The organism is Cupriavidus sp. 05N38 (genome assembly GCF_056397345.1).
Window position 1 is genome coordinate 98514 of record NZ_JBFTNF010000019.1, and the last position, 17834, is coordinate 116347.

Below are 17834 nucleotides of genomic sequence, written 5' to 3' on the forward strand. Positions count from 1 at the left end.
TCATGGTGAAATTTTCTTTCATCTCAATGCGGCTTGATATGGAGTATTCGTGACTGGCGTGCCCCTGGACGATCTCGATCTGCGCATCCTCAGGATCCTGCAAACGGATTCGGCGATCTCGAACACCGAGCTTGCCGAGCGTGTGCATGCGTCCGCGCCGACATGCCTGCGGCGGGTGCGCAGGCTCAAGGAGAGCGGCGTCATCCAGCGGGAGATCGCCGTGCTGGACCACCACAAGACCGGCACGCCGCTGACCGCGATCATCGAGATCARCCTGGACCGCCAGACCGCCGAGGACCACGACGCCTTCGAAGCCTATATCTGTGCCGAGGCGGCGGTCACCCAGTGCTACCGGGTATCGCCCGGCCCGGATTTCGTCGTCACGGTGGAACTGGCCGACATGGCTGCCTACGACGCGTTCGCACGCCGGCTGTTCGCCGGGGCTTCGAACGTCCGCAACGTGCGCACGTTCTTCTCCACGCATCGGGCCAAGTTCGAGGCGAATGCGCCGGTGGGCGGGAATGTGGGTGGCCGAGATTAGGGCGGAAGTCCGGATTTGACATGGGCGTGCGGCTGCTGGAGAATCCCACACGTCACCCCAAACAAGGGTGGCCGGGCGTGGAAACCCGAAATTCGTCACAAGCGGACTGCCGCTATCTGCGGCATTTTTTTCGTCCGTTGCGTTCGCGCGCGCCTATAGCTTTCCTATGGCGGGCCGGGCGGGGCAGCTCTCGGGCTGGCCGGAGCTTGTGACGCCGGTATTTCCACCTCCGCTGCGGGCCCGCCACCCTCACGTGGAAATGAGCGGCGGGCCGTCCATGAAGTCACTGGAGGCCGTCATGCCTAGTACTTTTGCTCGTTCTGAGCCATCCACTCATATCGATCCACCAGCGTTCGCTMTTCCCCGGCAAGCTGATCTGATAGCAGAACTGATTCAAGTCACCTTTCCTGCGGATACCCCGGAGCGACTGCGGGTGCAGGAACTGGCCTGTCAACTTGACGAAGCTCGCAGCAGCATCCAGTGCGCCGCGCAGGACGGCTGTGATGCATTGCTGCGTGTCAGTGCAGGGATTGGCGCAGTGCTGCGGCTGCTCGAAGCGGACGGCGATTTGTCCGCCCCCGGTCACGAGGTGCACTGCCTGCTTGCGCCACTCAAGGCGCAGCTCGACGTGGCCGTGAACCGGGTGCAGGCGATGCTGTAAAGGGCAGGGCACACCAACGGCGACGCCGGGATGGCGCTGCCGTTCTTTCCTAGGTGGCGCTCTTGGGGTGCGCGGCGTCTGCCGCCGGCGATCGCAGGAACGTCTTCGTGATGGGAGGAGGGAGGTGGCGGCCCGGTCACGACCCSGGCCGCGAAGCCGAGGCGGGGCGCGCGCCCCACCGCGGATAACGCCAATCAGACCACGGTAGCCAGCGCCAGCGTCAGCAACAGCGCCACCACGGAGATGATCGTCTCGCAAACCGACCACGTCTTGAAAGTCTGGGCCACGGTCATGTTGAAGTACTCCTTCACCAGCCAGAAGCCGCCGTCGTTGACGTGCGACAGGATCAGCGAACCGGCGCCAGTGGTCAGCACCAGCAGTTCGGGGCGCGTGCCCGGCACGCTGGCCGCGATTGGCGCGACGATGCCCGCGGCCGTGGTCATGGCCACGGTGGCCGAGCCGGTGGCGATGCGGATCAGCACGGCGACCAGCCAGCCCAGCATCAGCACCGAGACATGCGCGCCGGTGGCGACGTCGACGATGGCGTTGGAGATGCCGGAGTCGCGCAGCACGCGGCCGAAGCCGCCGCCGGCGCCGACCACCAGCGTGATGATGGCGGTGGGCGCCACGCATTCGTTGGTGAACTTGAGGATGCTCTCGCGGGTGAAGCCGCGGGCCTTGCCGAAGGTGTAGAAGCTGACCAGCGCAGCGATCAGCAGGGCCATCACCGAGTTGCCGATGAGCTTGAAGAAGTCGTTGGCGAAGGTCTTCGGCGTGGTGAACAGGTCTGCCCAGCTACCGATCAGCATCAGCGCCACCGGCAGCAGGATGGTGAACACCGTGATGCCGAAGCTCGGCAGGTCGTGCGTGCCGGGGCTGTCTTCCTCGGTGAACTGCGCGGCCAGCGGATTGACATCGGGCAGCTTGACGTAGCGGTCCATCAGGCGCGCGAACAGCGGGCCGGCGAGGATGGCGGTGGGAATGCCCACGATCAGCGCGTACATGATGGTCTTGCCGATGTCGGCGCCGTAGGCCGTCACGGCCAGCAGCGCTGCCGGGTGCGGCGGGATCAGCCCGTGCACGACCGACAGGCCGGCCACCATCGGGATGCCGACCAGCACCATGGAGGTGCCGGTGCGCTTGGCGACGTTGAAGGCGATCGGCACCAGCAGCACGAAGCCGACTTCGAAGAACACCGGCAGGCCGACGATGAAGGCGATGGTGACCATGGCCCAGTGCACGTTCTTCTCGCCGAAGAAATCGATCAGGGTGCGCGCGATGCGCTCGGCGCCGCCGGATTCCGCCATCATCTYGCCGAGCATGGTGCCCAGGCCGATGACCAGCGCAATGTGCCCGAGCGTGCCGCCGACCCCGGCTTCGAACGATTTCACGATGTCGCCCATCGGCATGCCCACGGCAAAGCCGAGCAGTACCGAGACGACCACCAGGGTGATGAAGGGGTTGAGCTTGAACTTCGCGATCAGCACGACCAGTGCGATCACGGCGATCAGCGCATACAGCAATAGTGTGGTTCCTGTTACGGCGCCCATGTTGTCTCCTGTGTGCGGGGTCCGCCGGCGAGCCCGGCGGGGCTCACCCGCGTCCGCTATGAAAATGGCCGCGTGGCGGCCGGTTTAGTGTTTTGCTTGCGCTTGGCCGGTCTCAGGCCACCGGCTTCTTGTAGGCGATGCAGTCCACCTCGACCTTGCAGTCCACCACCATGCTGGACTGCACGCAGGCGCGCGCCGGCGGGTTGGCACCGAAGTATTCCTTGAAGATCCTGTTGAACGAGGCGAAATCGCGCGCGTCGTCCAGCCACACGCCGCAGCGCACCACGTGCTCGGGGCCGTAGCCGGCCTCGGCCAGGATGGCCAGCACGTTCTTGATGGCCTGGTGGGTCTGGGGCACGATGCCGCCGTCGATGACCTCGCCGGCCACCATCGGCACCTGGCCGGAGACGTAGAGCCAGCCGTCGGCGGCTACCGCGCGGGCAAAGGGCATGTGCTGGCCACCGGTGCCGGTGCCGCCTTCGACGCCGAAGCGCTTGATTTCCATGGAAACTCCTGAATCTGATCGTTGATCGGTGATGGTTGATTGACCGGGTGTCGGGTCGCCTGCGGGCTGTCGGTGCGCCGTCAGTGCGCCGTCAGTGCGCGGTCGGGGCGTCCTCGCCGGCGGGCCTGGCGCGGGCCAGGAAGCGGCCGGCGCGCACGCCGGTTGCCTTGCGCTGCTGCCACGACAGTTCGCCGTTGACCCACACCGCGGCGATCCCTTCGGCCGGCTGCATGGGGTCGGTGAAGCTGGCCGCGTCGCGGATGGTGGCGGCGTCGAACAGGACCAGGTCGGCCCAGTAGCCTTCGCGCACGAAGCCACGCTGCGCCAGGCCGAAACGCTCGGCCGACAGGCCGGTCATCTTGTTGACGGCCACCGCCAGCGGGAACAGCTCGCGGTCGCGCGCGTAGTGGCCGAGCACGCGGGGAAACGCGCCCCACAGGCGCGGGTGGGGCAGCGGGTCGTTGGGCAGGCCGTCCGAGCCGACCACCGTGGCGGGGTGGCTGAGGATGCGGTCCACGTCCGCGTCTTCCATGCAGTGATAGACCGCGCCGGCAGGCTGCAGGCGACGCGCGGCGTCTTCCAGGCTCGTCTCCCATTCGGCGGCGATGTCGGCCAGCAGGCGGCCGCCCATGTCGGGGTGCGGCTCGGACCAGGTGACCTGGATGTCGAAGTCGCCGGTGACCTGCTTGAGGTCGAGCGTGGAGGAACTGGCGGTGTAGGGATAGCAGTCGCAGCCCACCGGCTGCCAGCGCTGCGCGCGCTCCAGCGCGTCCAGCACTTCCGCGCTGCGGCCCCAGTTGTCCAGGCCGGCGCATTTCAGGTGCGAGATCACCACCGGCACGCGCGCATGGCGGCCGATGCGGAACGCTTCGTCCATGGCCTCGAGGATCTCGGCAAACTCGCTGCGCAGGTGGGTGGCATAGAGTGCGCCGGCGCGGGCCAGCGGTTCGGACAGCGCCAGCACTTCGTCGGTGGTGGCGGAAAACGCATTGGCGTAGGCCAGCCCGGTGGACAGGCCCAGCGCGCCGTGCGCCAGCGCATCCTCGAGCTGCGCGCGCATGGCCGCGGTTTCCTCCGGCGTGGCGGTGCGGTCGAGCCGGTCCATATGATTGCTGCGCAGCGCGGTATGTCCGACCAGCGCCGCCACGTTGACGGCGGGTTGCGCGTCTTGCACGGCCCGCACGTAGGCGCCGAAATCCGGGTAGCGGAACGCGTCGGCGCTGCCGAGCAGGTTCATGGGGTCGGGCGGATCGCCGCGCAGCGTGACCGGCGCGGCGCTGATGCCGCAGTTGCCGACGATTACCGTGGTGACGCCCTGCGAGAGCTTGGGCGTCATCTCGGGCTGGCGGACCACATTGGTGTCGTCGTGGGTATGCACGTCGATGAAGCCGGGGGCGAGCACGAGGCCATCGGCCTGCACCACGTGCGCGGCGCTGCCGGGGTCGATGCCATCGGCGCCGTCTTCCAGCATGGCGATGCGCGCGATGCGCCCGGCGCGCAGCGCCACGTCGGCCAGGCGCGCTTCGGCGCCGGACCCGTCCAGCACGGTGGCGCCGCGGATGAGGGTGTCGAACAGTTCGGGCATGTCAGTCTCCGAGCGGCTGGCGGCTGTCCGCGGCGACGCTGCCGCGGTGCGTGTCGAGCACGAGCTTGAGCCGGCGCAGCTGGTCCTGGCTCTGGTCCTGCTGCAGCAAGGCAAGCTGGGTGGACAGCACGTCCATCACCAGCAGCATCGCGTAGCGCGAGGCCGAGGGCTTGAATATGAAATCGGTTTCGAGCGTGCGCACCGGCAGCAGCACGTCCGCGCGCGCGGCCAGCGGCGAGCCCAGCGCGGTGACCGCCACCAGGCGCGCACCGTATTCGCGGGCGATGTCGCAGCTGGCGATCATCTCGGGCACGCTGCCGGTGGCTGAGAAGGCGAGCACGACATCGTCCTTGTGCAGGGTGGCAGCCACCATCTTCTGCAGCAGCGCATCCTGGTAGCTGGCCACGGGACGGCCCAGGCGGGCCAGGCGGTAACGCGCCTCGTCGGCCATGAAGGACGAGCCGCCACCCATGCCAAAAGCGTAGACCATGCGCGCATCGAGCAACAGGCGCGCGGCGCGCTCGATATGGGCGGGATCGATCAGCTTGCGGTTGACCTCGAGTGAGTCCAGGATATCCGCATGGATGCTGTCGGCCAGCGTGGCCGGAGCCGGCTCGGCCGTGCGGGCGCCCTGCGCCTGCAGGAAACGCTGGCCCACGGCAGTGGCCTGCGCCAGGCGCAGCTTGAGATCGCGCACGTCGCGGCAGCCGATGGCCTTGGCGAAGCGCGTCACGCTGGCTTCGCTGACGCCGGCCTTGCGCGCCAGTTCGTTGATGCTGGTGGCGGCGGCGCCGGCAAGATCCTCCAGGATCACCTGGGCGACCTTCTGCTCGGCCAGGCGCAGCGTGGGGCCACGTTCGGCGATGCGGGACAGGATGTCGAAGGGCGCGGACATGGGCAGGCGGGCGTGAGGTCGTGAGGTCGTGGGCCGGGTAATGAACTGCGTCGCCGGCTTTGGATGTTACTTTATAACAAGGATGAAATATCGTAATTTCAAGGCTATCATTACGTCAATCGGAATTTTTCACAGCGATGACAGACATGCATGAAATAAAGTACCAAGCCGGCACGATCGATCCGCTCAACAAGGCGCTGGGCAAGCTGGAGACGCCGCTGGCGCCCGACGCGGCAGGCCAGGTCGGCTGGCAACTGCTGAGCGAGGACCTGAGCCTGCCGGCGGCGGTACTGTATGAAGAACGCCTGGCGCATAACCTGGAATGGATGCGTCGTTTCATGCACGAATATGGCGTGCAGCTGGCGCCGCATGGCAAGACGACCATGGCGCCCAAGCTGTTCGCGCGCCAGCTGGCGGCCGGCGCCTGGGGCATCACGCTGGCTACCGCGCACCAGACCGCCGCAGCCTACGCGCACGGCGTGCGCCGCGTGCTGATGGCCAACCAGCTGGTGGGCCGCCGCAATATGGAGATCGTTGCCGACCTGCTGCGCGACCCGGATTTCGAGTTCTTCACGCTGGTGGATTCGGCCGAGCTGGTGGACCAGCTCGGCGCCTACTTCAGCAGCCGCGGACAGGCGCTCCAGGTCTTGCTGGAGCCGGGCGCTTCGGCCGCAGCCCGGTTGTGATGTCGGGTGCCGGTTCGGCCTGGTACGACGTGGTGGCGGAGGAGTTCGCGCGCACCGAGATCGGCGCGCCGATCGATATCGTGCTGCGCCCTGGCTGCTACCTGACGCATGACGTGGGCATCTACCGCGCCGCGCAGCAACGCATCCTGGCCAGCAACCCGGTCGCGCAGAAGATGCGCGAAGGCCTGCTGCCGGCACTGCAGCTGTGGGCGTACGTGCAGTCGATTCCCGAGCCGGACCGCGCGATCATCGGCATGGGCAAGCGCGACGCGGCCTTCGACGCCGGCATGCCGATCCCGGCCCAGGTCTACCGGCCTGGCACGGCGGCGCCGGCCGCGGTGCCGGCGCACTGGGAAGTGACCGGCATGATGGACCAGCACGCCTACCTGCAGATCCGTGCGGGCGATGACATCAAGGTGGGCGACATGGTCGCCTTCGACATCTCGCATCCGTGCCTGACCTTCGACAAATGGCGCCACATCCCGGTGCTGGACGGCAGCCTGCGGGTGACCGACATCGTCCAGACCTTCTTCTGAACCCGGCCAGCGCGAACGGAACAACGCAAACCCAAGGGGACGCCTGCACCATGAGCATCGACATTCTCGCTTTCGGCGAGGCGCTGGTGGAATTCAACCAGCAGCCCGACGATCCCACCCGCTACCTGCAGGGCTTTGGCGGCGACACTTCCAACTTCTGCATTGCCGCGGCGCGCCAGGGTGCCCGCACCGGCTATATCAGCGCGGTAGGAGCAGACACCTTCGGCGAGCGCCTGCTGGCCTTGTGGACGCAGGAACGCGTCGATACCCGCCATGTGCGCATCGATGCGGGTGCGCCGACCGGCGTGTATTTCGTTACCCACGATGCGCATGGACACCGCTTCGACTACCTGCGCAACGGTTCGGCGGCCAGCCGCTACAGCCACGAAAACCTGCCGCACCATGCCATCGCCGAGGCGCGCTACCTGCATGTGTCCGGCATCAGCCTGGCCATCAGCACCCATGCCTGCGACGCCGGCCTGGCGGCCATGGAACACGCGCGCAAGGCCGGCGTGCGGGTGACGCTGGACACCAATCTGCGGCTGCGCCTGTGGACGCTGGCGCGGGCGCGCGGCATCATGCGCGAGGCCTTCGCGCTGACCGACGTGTGCCTGCCGAGCTGGGACGACATCACCGTGCTGACCGGCCTCAACGACCGCGATGCGATCGTCGATTACCTGCTGGGCTGCGGTATTGGCCTGGTCGCGCTCAAGCTGGGCGAGGAGGGCGCCTACGTGGCGACGCCCGAAGCGCGCACGCTGGTGGCCCCATACCCGGTGCGCCCGCTCGATGCCACCGGCGCGGGCGACTGCTTCGGCGGCAGCTTCGTGGCGCGCCTGGCGGCCGGCGACGATCCCTTCGAGGCCGCGCGTTATGCCAACGTGGCGGCGGCGCTTTCCACCACGGGCTATGGCGCGGTGGAGCCGATCCCGACCACCGACACCGTGCTGGCGCGGCTGGCGCAATCGGTATCGGTGATCGCGTGATGCCTGCGCCGGCATGGTCCGCGCGCGGCGGCTGACCTGCTCGCTGACCGACCTGAGATACCCGAAGTACCCGAAGTACCCGAAGTACCCGAAGTACCCGAAGTACCCGAAGTACCCGAAGTACCCGAAGTACCCGAAGTACCCGAAGTACCCGAAGTACCCGAAGTACCCGAAGTACCCGAAGCCAACTCAATCCTCTCCGCTGATCGAACGTTTCGCTGGTGTGCCGGTGATCCCGGTGCTCGAATTCTCTTCCGTCGATGAAGCGCTGCACGTCAGCGAAGCGCTGATCGGCGGCGGCCTGCCCGTGCTGGAGATCACGCTGCGTACGCCAGTGGCCATGGAAGCCCTCAAGGCGGTCGCTGCTGCCTTCCCTGACGCCGTGGTCGGCGCGGGCACGGTGCTCACGCCGGCCCAGCTCCAGGCCGTGGGCGAGGCGGGTGCGAAGTTCGCCGTGTCGCCGGGGCTGACGCCGGCGCTTGCCGTGGCCGCGCAAGGCGCCGGCGTGGCGCTGCTGCCGGGCGTGGCTACCGCCAGCGAGGCCATGGCCGCGCTGGAAAGCGGTTTTCAGTTCCTGAAGTTCTTCCCGGCCGAGGCCGCGGGCGGCATCCCGATGCTCAAGTCACTGTATGGCCCGCTGTCGCAACTGCGCTTCTGCCCCACCGGCGGCATCGACGCGGCACGGGCGCCGTCCTACCTGGCCCTGCCGAACGTGGTGTGCGTGGGCGGCTCGTGGGTGGTGCCGAAGGACGCCGTGGCCAAGGGCGACTGGGAACGCGTGCGTACCCTGGCGCGCGAGGCCGCCGCACTGCGCAAGGCAGCCTGAGCAGGCCCGGGGCGCAAGAACGGGCCGGTGCGCTCACTCCCTTTGTCCCCTGCGTCGGACAAAGGCGGATAGCCGCGCGCCGCGCCAGGCTCTAAGCTTGGGGTATCCCGACAGCCGGAGTCAGCATGCTGGCGCGTTTTGCGGTGACGGCGGCGGCAACGGCTCCGGATAAAGAGCGCGCGGCCTGCGGCCTGCGGCCTGGCGCCGCATGGGTACGCCGCTTCGGCCGCGCCCTGGCCTGCGCACTGGCGTTGTTCGCCCAGGGCTGCGCCAGCCTGCCGCAAGACGTGCCGCGCCAGCAGAGCGCTGCCTTGGCCGATTCCGGCGGCACGGCGCTGGGCCGGCTGGTGGCGCAGAGCTCGCCCGACCCGGCGCTGTCCGGCTTCCACGTGGTCGTCTCCGGCGAGGAAGCGTACGGCACCCTCATCACGCTGGCGGACCGCGCCACGCGCACGCTGGACCTGCAGTACTACATCATCGATGCCGACGAATCCTCGCGCGAGATCCTGCGCCGTGTGCGCGCCGCGGCTGAACGCGGCGTGCGGGTGCGCATGCTGGTCGACGACCTGCACAGCGACGGCAAGGATCGCGCCTTCCTTCGTTTCGCGCGTCACCGGAATATCGAAGTCCGGATGTTCAATCCATTCCCGGCCGGACGGTTTTCCAAGTTCACGCGGATGCTGTCGTCCGCGGGGGATATCCGCCGCATCAACCGGCGCATGCACAACAAGGCCTTTATCGCAGACAACGCGCTGGCCATGACGGGCGGGCGCAATATCGGCAACGCGTATTTCCTGCGCGCGCCTGACGCCAATTTCGTCGACCTGGACGTGATCGCCGCCGGGCCGGCCGTGCGGCGGCTGTCGGCGGCGTTCGACAGCTACTGGAACAGCCCGCTGGCGGTGCCGGTGGAGGAACTGGCCTCAAGCGAGGAGCTGGCGGCAGCATCGCAGCCATCCACGGGCACCGGCGCCGCAGCGGCTTCCGGCGCGGGTAGCGCAGCGGGCGCGGCCAGGCCCGAGCAAGCCCTGGTCGACGAAGAAACGGAACGCAAGCGCTTCGAGGCCCAGGGCATGACGCCCCCGGGCCGCATCGATGCGCGCGCCAGCTTCCTGGGCCGCCAGCTCGCCGGGGGCGGCAAGCTGCCGCTGGAGTGGGCCGCCGCCAGCGTGATGGTGGATACCCCGAACAAGGCCTCGCCCGATCAGGCGCCCGAAGGCACCGATACCATGGTGGAGGAGCTGGGACGCATGCTCAGCGATGCACGCCAGGAGATCATCCTGATCTCGCCCTACTTCGTGCCTGGCGATGCCGGCGTGGCATGGATGGCCAAGCTCGTCAGGCAGGGTGTGAAGGTAAGGGTGCTGACCAATTCGCTGGCCGCCACCGATGCGCCGATCGTTCACGTGGGCTACAAGCGCTACCGCGAACCCATGTTGCGCGCCGGCGTGGAATTGCACGAACTGAAGGCGCACCCTGGCCGGCCGCAGAAAGCCGTTGGGGACTTTTCTTCATCGCAGGCCAGCCTGCACGTAAAGGCCGCAGTGGCGGACCGCAGCAACCTGTTCGTGGGTTCGATGAATTTCGATCCCCGCTCGGCCAGCCAGAATACCGAAACCGGCCTGATCATCCACAGTCCGCGGCTGGCGCAGCAAGTGGCGCAGCTGTTTGCCGGCGCGATCGACGACAACAGCTACCTGCTGCGCTTGTCCGATGCGGGCGCGGTGCAATGGGTCGATGGCAGGGGGGACAAGATGGTGGTGCTGGACACCGAGCCGGATACCAGTTGGTCCAGGCGGCTGTGGATCGATGTGATGGGGCCGTTTACACCCGAAGAGCTTCTGTGAAGGGCGTGCGGTCCCGGGCCCGCATGCAAAAAAAGGCCGGCGTGCACTGACGCCGGCCTTTTGCCGCCAGGCGACCATGCGGGCGCCTGCGCGCTGTCGCTTGGCTTACTTGCTGCGGTCAGCCGCGCCTTCGAGCTTCTGGCCGCCCTTCTGAATATCCTGTCCTAGGCCGGCCATGGTATTGCAGCCAGCAAGCAGGGTGGCAAACAGAACGCAGAAGATCCATCCTTTTTTCACGCCAGACTCCTTTCGGTCGATTTGTTCGCCGCAATTCTACAGTTGTTGCGGCGAAGCATCCCAGTGCCTTGCATGGCTTTTTGTAACTTTTTCGCTGCGCAACGCAGTCGGGGTAACGCCGAAAATACGGCCTACGACTGGTCCATCAATTCGCGCGCGCGTGCGCAGATGGCCGCATGCGTCTGCGCCAGCCATTGAACGGGAAAGGGCTGCGCGAGCAGGTAGCCCTGCATGCTGCTGCAACCCCAGCGGCGCACCTCGGCCAGCTGGCGGCGGGTTTCGATGCCCTTGGCGCAGACCGGCACGCCAAGCCGGTTTGCCAGTTCGCAGGCGGCCTGCAAGCGCGCCACGGCGGCGTTCTCGTGGTCGGGGCGGTCGCTGATGCCGATGCTGCGCGCGTTGAACGTCACCAGGTCGGGCTGCAGCCGCTCCAGGGTTGCGCGGCTGGCGCTTTCGCCCGGGCCGCCGGCAAAGTCGCTCAGGACAAAGCGCAGCCCGGCGCGGCGCAGGGTGTGGAGCTTGCCGGCGGCCACGGCGTCACCCTCGGGCACGGCTGCGGCGGGAATCTCCATGCAGACCCGGGTGGGGTCGAGATGCTGGCGCTCGAGCGTGCGCAGCAGGGTGTCGATCAAAGGTGTGCCGTGCAGCTGATTGCTCGAGACGAGGAAGCCCAGCTGGACAGGATCGGCGATGCCGGGACAATCGAGCAGCGGCAGCGCGGTTTCCATCATCCAGCGCGCCACGTCGCCCATCAGTCCCAGCGCTTCGAGCGCGGGCAGGAAGTCGTGCGGGGCCACGCGGCCGAACTCCGGGCTCTGCCAGCGCAGCCGGACGGTGTAGCCGGAAACCTGGGCGGTGTGCAGCGAGGCGCGCGCCTGCAGGTTCAGCGTGAGCTGGCCGCGCGCCAGCGCTTGCGGCAAGGCCGCCAGCAGCGGGGAGGATAGCGGCGCGGGCGCGGCAACCGCGCAGCCGGCAACGCCGTCACCGCCGCGCTTGCGCACGCGCAGCATGGCGTCAAAGGCCTCGTGCACACTGCGCTCGGCAGGCTTGTGGGGATCGTCCAGCGCCACGCCGACACTGCACGACAAGAAGAGCTCGAAGCCGTTCTGCCGGAACTGCCGCGCCAGCACGGTGGCGATGCCGCGAGCCAGGCGCAGCGCCGCTTCCGGCGCGTCGGCCCCCGGCGGCAGCGCCACGATGGCGCCGATATCAGCGTTGCCGAGCCAGGCCAGATCGGCAGGCTGCGCGTGGGCGGCGACGCGCGCGGCCGCCTGCGCGCGCACGCCGCCCGCCAGTTGCGGGCCGAGCAACTCGCTGGCGTGGGTAAACCTGTCCAGGTGGATCATCAGCACCGCGAAGCGCTGGGTGGCATGCGCCTGCTGTCGCCGTGCCGCCAGCATGGCGGCGAAATCACCGGTTTCGAGCGGGTCCACCTCCGGTGTGCCGACGGTGCCGTCTGCGTCTGGATGCATTGGGGGGTCCCTGTGTATGGCGTATAGCGCTGTCTTGCCGCGCGGCGCCCGTGGGCGGCACGGCATCAGACCCGATCATACGGTAGACCGGGCACGCCCCGAAGCGCGCGGGATACAGGGATTGTGCGGAGATGCGAGGACTTGACGGAGATCAAGTTTCGAAGGCCCGGCGGCCCGCGGTGGCGGACCGGGCGCAGCAGGCGGGGGCGGGCAGGGCAGGCCGCGCGGCAGGGCGCCTGCCGCGCGCCGGGCAAGGCGGGGTGTCAGCCCGTGGTTTCCGCGTCGGCGCCGTCCTCGGGCGGCACCTGGGAGGCGAGCACCTTGTCGATGCGCTTGCCGTCCATGTCGACGATCTCGTACTTCCAGTCGCCCCAGCGGACCGTGTCGCCAGTCTGCGGCAGCCGGCCCAGCAACAGCAGCAGCATGCCGGACAGCGTGTGATAGCGTTCCTTGGATTCCTCCGGCACGTGGCGCAGGCCGAGACGGTCTTTCAGCTCGGGGATCGGAATCAGGCCATCGAGCAGCCACGAGCCGTCTTCGCGCTGCACGGCCCATTCCTCGCCAGCGCTGTCCGGCTTGAACTCGCCGGTGATGGCTTCGACCAGATCCTGCAACGTCACGATGCCCAGCACTTCGCCGTACTCGTCGATGACGAAGGCCATCTGGCCGCCCGAGGCGCGGAAGTTCTCCAGCAACTCCATGCCGGTCACGCTCTCCGGCACAAACACAGGGGACTGCAGCACGGCGGTCAGATCGGTGGGCTCGCCGCGCAGGCGGCGGGCCAGCAACTGGCGCGCGCTGACCACGCCCAGCATGTCGTGCATGCCGCCGCGCACCACCGGGAAGCGCGAATGGTCGGATTCCTCGATGCGGCGCAGGTTTTCTTCCAGCGGCACTTCCACGTCCAGGCACACGACGTCGCCGCGTGGCACCATCAGCGATGTGAGCTGGCGGTCGTCGAGGCGGAACACGTTGCGCACCATGGTGTGCTCGTGCTGCTCGATGACGCCCGCTTCCGAGCCTTCCACCAGCAGCGCGTGGATTTCTYCCTCGGTCACCGCCGGGCCACGGCCGCTCTTCACACCGAGCAGGCGCAGCACCAGGCGCGTCGAGCTGGACAGGAGCTTGACGAACGGCGTCGAGGCCACCGCCAGGAAGGCAATGGGGCGCGACGCCAGGCGCGCAATGCTCTCGGGGGCCATCTGGCCGAGTCGCTTGGGAACCAGCTCACCCAGCACGATGGAAAAATACGTCAGGCCCGCCACCACGATGGCGGTCGCCACATAGCCGGCGGTGGACACCTGCATGCCAAAGCCCTGAAGCCACATGCCGAGCGGCTGCGCCAGCGTGGACTCGCCGACCACGCCGTTGAGCACGCCGATGGAGGTGATGCCGATCTGGACGGTCGACAGAAAGCGGGTGGGATCTTCGCCCAGCTTGATCGCCTCGATGGCGCCGCGGTCGCCCTCCTCGATCTGCTTTTGCAGACGGGCCTTGCGGGCTGTCACCAAGGCGATCTCCGACATGGCGAACAGGCCGTTGAGCAAAATCAGCGCCAGTATTATGGCAATTTCCATCAGGGTGCGCGCCCTGTGCGCGCAGGAGTTATCGAGGCCCAAAGCATAACATTGCTGTGTGTCCGCACTGCTTCAGACCGGGCCGGTGTGCTGCATGCTGTCCTTCATGCCCCTTCCTTCTCTTTCAGCCAGGGCCATGTGCCGATGCGGCACGGCCGCGCCGCATCCGGAATCCGGACGTTTGCGCCCTTCGGATTTCGGACGGACCCGCCTCCTGAAGTCGGTGTTCTACTTGAAATTGTCGATATAACACATTGATAAATAACGAAGATTATCATGGGTGCCAGTGCCGGCGCAGCGCCTGTGGACGAGCGTGTCGCCGTAGCGCGCCCGGCGACGATTACCTTGCAGGTAATGGCTGCGTGGCGGCGGCCGTGCTGTAATGCCGTCATGGATACCTTGACCCCCAGCTCCGAGACCGCAACCGACTTCCCCGGGCTCTTGCGCTACTGGCGTGCCAGGCGCGGCTACAGCCAGCTCGCGCTGTCGCTGGCGGCAGGGGTGTCGCAGCGCCATATCAGCTTCCTCGAATCCGGCCGCGCGCGGCCGAGCCGCGAGATGGTGCTGTCGCTGGCGGACCGCCTCGGCGTGCCGCTGCGCCAGCGCAACCGCCTGCTGCTGGCGGGCGGCTTTGCCCCCGCTTATAGCGAGCACGGCCTCGGCGCGCCTGCGCTGCAGATGGTGCAGCAGGCGGTGGCGCTGATCCTCAGCAAGCAGGAGCCTTATCCGGCGGTGGTGCTGGACCGGTTCTGGAATATGCTCGACGCGAACCAGGCCTATCGCAACATGATCCGCGTGCTGCTGGACGGCCGCGAGCCGTCCACGCTGGAGCAGGGCAGCGGGCGCATCAACCTGATGCTGACGGTGTTCGACCCGCAAGGGTTGTGGCCGGTGATCGAGAACGCCCGGCAGGTCGGGCGATACCTGCTGAGGCGGGTCTGGCAGGAACTGCAGACGCAGGCGCAGGACCAGACTGCGCGCGCCATCTTCAGCCGCATTTCGTCCTGGCACCCGGACATGCTCGGACCCGGCGGGGTGCCGCTGGCCGACGACGAGGCCGCCGGCGGCACCCCGCCGCCGATGCTGCCGGTTGCAGTGGCCGCCGGCGGCTTCCGGGCCGCGCTGTTTTCCACGCTGACCACGCTTGGCATTCCGCAGGACATCACGCTGCAGGAAATGCGCATCGAATGCTTCTTTCCGGCCGACGATGCCTCGCGCCTGGCGCTGGAAGCGCTTTCCAGCCAGACCGCGGCCGCGCCGCAGCCGCCGGGGCGCGCCAGGCAAGCCTTGCCGCACTCGTGCTAACATTCCGCTGCCGGCGCGCCCGCCAGTCCATTGGCGGCGCGCCGGCATCGTTACGTCTTCAGGGCGGGGTGCAAGTCCCCACCGGCGGTATGTCACCACAAGGTGGCGAGCCCGCGAGCGCCCGCATTCCCGTGCGGGGTCAGCAGACCTGGTGAGAGGCCAGGGCCGACGGTCATAGTCCGGATGAAAGAAGATGGGCGGTACAACCCGGCTGGATGCCAGGCATGCGCGCGCTCGCGCCTGCCCGGTTGAATTTGCCTGTGTTTTTCCGCTGATCCCCTGGAACGCCCACTTATCGTGATTCAAGGAGCGTTTCATGCTGTCCCTTCCCACCCAGGAAAACCCCGCCGTTACCGTTGCCTTCCCGGCCGTCGCCGAGGCCGACGCGCGTCCGCTTGGCGAGCGTATTGCCCAGGCGCTGGAGGCCATGCGCGAAGGCCGTCCCGTGGTGCTGCTCGACGACGACGACCGCGAGAACGAGGCCGACCTGATCCTTGCCGCCGAACGCCTGACCCAGGCCAATATGGCCATGATGATCCGCGAATGCAGTGGCATCGTGTGCCTGTGCCTGACGCGCGAGAAGGTTGCCAGCCTGGGCCTGCGCCCGATGGTGGAAAACAACCGCAGCCAGTACGGTACTGCCTTCACGGTCTCGATCGAGGCGCGCGAAGGCGTGACCACGGGCGTGAGCGCGGCCGACCGCATCACCACCATCCGTGCCGCCATCGCCGACGATGCGGGCCTGGATGCCGTGGTCAGCCCGGGCCACGTGTTTCCGCTGGTCGCGGTGGACGGCGGCGTACTGGCCCGCCGCGGCCATACCGAGGGCTCGGTCGAACTCGCCCGCCTGGCGGGCCTGGCGCCGGCCGCGGTGTTGTGCGAGTTGATGAACCCGGACGGCACCATGGCCCGCCGGCCGGAGGCGCTGACGTTTGCCGAGATGTACCGCCTGCCGGTGCTGACCATCGCGGACCTGGTGGCCTGGCGCGAGCAACAGGGCTGAGCCCGGCGCCCGCCTGCGGAGCGGGCCTGGCGCGCTGTGCGACAATGCGGCCTGTTTTTTTGGTCCAAACGAGGGTCCGTCCATGTCCTTGCGCGCCGCTTTTCATGCTGTTGTCGTGCTCGCGGCCAGCAGCTTCTGCGTTGCCGTCCACGCCGAGCCGTCCACCGGCGCGGCCCGCCGCCGCGGGCCTGTATCAATGCCAGGGTAGCAACGGCGGCACCGTGTTCCGTTCCACGCCGCGCGAAGGCTGCTCGGTGTTGGCCGCACCCGATCCCGCCGCGCCCGATCCGCAGCGCTGGCTGCCGCTGATGGGCGCCAACGGGGTGGTTTCCTATTTCGACAAGACTTCGGTGCGCCGCCGTGGCGCCGAAGTCGGCGTGGCTGTCATGCGCAATGCGCCGGCCGGGGTGATCCGCACCGCCAGCGGCGAGCCGATCCGTTCTTCGCTCAAGCGCATGATCTTCAACTGTGCGACTTCCATGTATGCCGTGGTCGAGCAGACCCTCTATCCGAAGCGCTACGCGCGCGGCGAGTCGCTCTATACCATCAGCGCGCCACAGGCCGGCATGCCCCAGTCTGCCGCAGGCGGCACCATTGCCGGCGAACTGCTGAGCCGCCTCTGCCATTAGGCGCGCTGTCGCCCCGCGCGCTGCATGCTGCGTCGCAATGTCGATAGGCGGGACGGCGCGTCAACCCATCGCTTCCCTGTCCCGTTGCTGGTAGTGACGAAGCGCATCAGCCCAAAGCCACCACGGCCGCAGGCAGGCTTCTTTTACAGCGGACCAGGAGGCTGACATGAAGAAGTGGATCGTGATGTTGACGCTGGCCATGTTCGGTGCGGGTGCCTATGCCCAGGCTTCGGCGCCGGCCGCGCCCGCGGCCGGTGACAAGCCGGCGGCAAGCTCGGACAAGATGTCCAAGAAGCCGGCCAAAAAGAAGAAGAACCATGCGCCGTCCGATACCGACAAGATGATGAATAAAGGCGCCTGAGCGCCATCAGTGAGAGGCGACAGGCAGCGGGCACGCTCAGGCGCGTGCCTGCTGCCGCAATAGTTCGCCGCGCCGCCCGCGTCCGCCATGCCGTGCCGTTCCGGCGCGTTGCCGCGTATGCGCGGGTACCGGTGCCCAGTGGCGATATGCCATCCGGGGGGACTGGCGCCGAGGCGAAAATCCATCGAGAGGCTACGGCCTCTCTTTTTTTTGCGTGCCTCTCGCCGGACGGTGCACTGCACGAACGCCCGAGGTGCGCCATGCGCTCTTTCGGGGCATCGTGGCGCGTGTTGACGAAGCCGAATCCATATCCTAGCGTTGCAGTTTCGGGTTCCGCTCGCATCTCTGCACGACATGCCGGGCTGCGCGTGGCGCCCGCGTGTCGAGTTGTTTTCCCGCTCTGCCATGACCCAGGCCACAGCCTGCAAAGACCATCGGGCGTCCTTCGCGCGCCGTTGCGCCCGGATCCGGGTGCGGACGCTTCGCGAGTACGGATCCGATGTGATGCGCGGGGCGGGAGGCCATGTGGAATGCGGCTTTGAGCAGACTGGGGTTTCAATTTGTTGCAAACGTTGCGTGATCGAAACGTGACTTTGAAGACTCGAATTGTTAAGGTCCTATTGCGCATTGCA

General features: G+C 67.6%; 16 protein-coding genes, 1 pseudogene and 1 riboswitch. Of the genes and pseudogenes, 10 read left to right on the forward strand and 7 right to left on the reverse strand.

The genetic code is table 11. From position 1 onward, the window contains the following. Positions 1-49: 49 nt before the first annotated feature. Entirely contained in the window at positions 50-541 is a 492-nt protein-coding gene (locus AC1DK4_RS16145) for an Lrp/AsnC family transcriptional regulator (RefSeq protein ID WP_477131635.1), read from the forward strand. A 277-nt stretch (positions 542-818) separates the two neighbouring features. Further along, entirely contained in the window at positions 819-1202 is a 384-nt protein-coding gene (locus tag AC1DK4_RS16150; RefSeq protein WP_477131636.1) for a DUF1484 family protein, read from the forward strand. Between the two features lie 194 nt (positions 1203-1396). Here AC1DK4_RS16150 and AC1DK4_RS16155 read toward each other — a convergent pair whose 3' ends face one another. The 4 genes from AC1DK4_RS16155 to AC1DK4_RS16170 form a co-directional block, all read right to left on the reverse strand. Beyond that, positions 1397-2752 (reverse strand): GntP family permease, encoded by a 1356-nt coding sequence (locus AC1DK4_RS16155; protein WP_477131637.1) that lies wholly within the window; start codon positions 2750-2752, stop codon positions 1397-1399. Positions 2753-2864: 112 nt separating this feature from the next. After that, a complete protein-coding gene (locus AC1DK4_RS16160; protein ID WP_441615139.1) occupies positions 2865-3257 on the reverse strand; it encodes a RidA family protein in 393 nt (130 codons plus the stop codon). Positions 3258-3348: 91 nt separating this feature from the next. Further along, positions 3349-4842, reverse strand: a complete 1494-nt coding sequence (locus AC1DK4_RS16165) for an N-acyl-D-amino-acid deacylase family protein (RefSeq protein WP_441615141.1) — start codon at positions 4840-4842, stop codon at positions 3349-3351. 1 nt (position 4843) lies between these two features. Beyond that, positions 4844-5737, reverse strand: a complete 894-nt coding sequence (locus tag AC1DK4_RS16170; protein WP_441615143.1) for a MurR/RpiR family transcriptional regulator — start codon at positions 5735-5737, stop codon at positions 4844-4846. A gap of 146 nt (positions 5738-5883) precedes the next feature. Here AC1DK4_RS16170 and AC1DK4_RS16175 point away from each other — a divergent pair. From AC1DK4_RS16175 to AC1DK4_RS16190, 4 genes and pseudogenes are all read left to right on the forward strand, one after another. Beyond that, positions 5884-6959: pseudogene (locus AC1DK4_RS16175) on the forward strand (type III PLP-dependent enzyme domain-containing protein). Positions 6960-7009: 50 nt separating this feature from the next. Then, the gene (locus AC1DK4_RS16180) at positions 7010-7945 is read left to right on the forward strand and encodes a sugar kinase (protein ID WP_441615147.1); all 936 of its coding nucleotides are present in this window, start codon (positions 7010-7012) and stop codon (positions 7943-7945) included. A gap of 202 nt (positions 7946-8147) precedes the next feature. Continuing rightward, on the forward strand, positions 8148-8771 hold the full coding sequence (locus AC1DK4_RS16185; protein ID WP_477131643.1) for a bifunctional 4-hydroxy-2-oxoglutarate aldolase/2-dehydro-3-deoxy-phosphogluconate aldolase: 624 nt from the start codon (positions 8148-8150) through the stop codon (positions 8769-8771). Between the two features lie 125 nt (positions 8772-8896). Continuing rightward, positions 8897-10618, forward strand: coding sequence for a phospholipase D family protein (locus tag AC1DK4_RS16190; protein WP_441615151.1), 1722 nt, complete (start codon positions 8897-8899; stop codon positions 10616-10618). Positions 10619-10723: 105 nt separating this feature from the next. Here AC1DK4_RS16190 and AC1DK4_RS16195 read toward each other — a convergent pair whose 3' ends face one another. The 3 genes from AC1DK4_RS16195 to AC1DK4_RS16205 all read right to left on the reverse strand — a co-directional run bounded on the left by AC1DK4_RS16195 (position 10724) and on the right by AC1DK4_RS16205 (position 13904). Beyond that, positions 10724-10855 (reverse strand): entericidin A/B family lipoprotein, encoded by a 132-nt coding sequence (locus AC1DK4_RS16195; protein WP_006163387.1) that lies wholly within the window; start codon positions 10853-10855, stop codon positions 10724-10726. Positions 10856-10986: 131 nt separating this feature from the next. Beyond that, positions 10987-12327, reverse strand: coding sequence for a GGDEF domain-containing phosphodiesterase (locus tag AC1DK4_RS16200; protein WP_441615153.1), 1341 nt, complete (start codon positions 12325-12327; stop codon positions 10987-10989). Between the two features lie 263 nt (positions 12328-12590). Beyond that, a complete protein-coding gene (locus tag AC1DK4_RS16205) occupies positions 12591-13904 on the reverse strand; it encodes a hemolysin family protein (protein ID WP_477131638.1) in 1314 nt (437 codons plus the stop codon). 390 nt (positions 13905-14294) lie between these two features. Here AC1DK4_RS16205 and AC1DK4_RS16210 point away from each other — a divergent pair, with 390 nt between their 5' ends. From AC1DK4_RS16210 to AC1DK4_RS16225, 4 genes are all read left to right on the forward strand, one after another. Beyond that, positions 14295-15209 (forward strand): helix-turn-helix domain-containing protein, encoded by a 915-nt coding sequence (locus tag AC1DK4_RS16210; RefSeq protein ID WP_441615156.1) that lies wholly within the window; start codon positions 14295-14297, stop codon positions 15207-15209. Positions 15210-15259: 50 nt separating this feature from the next. Further along, a riboswitch (FMN riboswitch) is annotated at positions 15260-15408 on the forward strand. Between the two features lie 117 nt (positions 15409-15525). Then, on the forward strand, positions 15526-16212 hold the full coding sequence (gene ribB, locus AC1DK4_RS16215) for a 3,4-dihydroxy-2-butanone-4-phosphate synthase (protein ID WP_441615158.1): 687 nt from the start codon (positions 15526-15528) through the stop codon (positions 16210-16212). 104 nt (positions 16213-16316) lie between these two features. Next, entirely contained in the window at positions 16317-16841 is a 525-nt protein-coding gene (locus AC1DK4_RS16220) for a surface-adhesin E family protein (protein ID WP_441615160.1), read from the forward strand. A gap of 166 nt (positions 16842-17007) precedes the next feature. Next, positions 17008-17202, forward strand: a complete 195-nt coding sequence (locus AC1DK4_RS16225) for a hypothetical protein (RefSeq protein WP_441615162.1) — start codon at positions 17008-17010, stop codon at positions 17200-17202. The last annotated feature ends 632 nt before the right edge of the window (positions 17203-17834 follow it).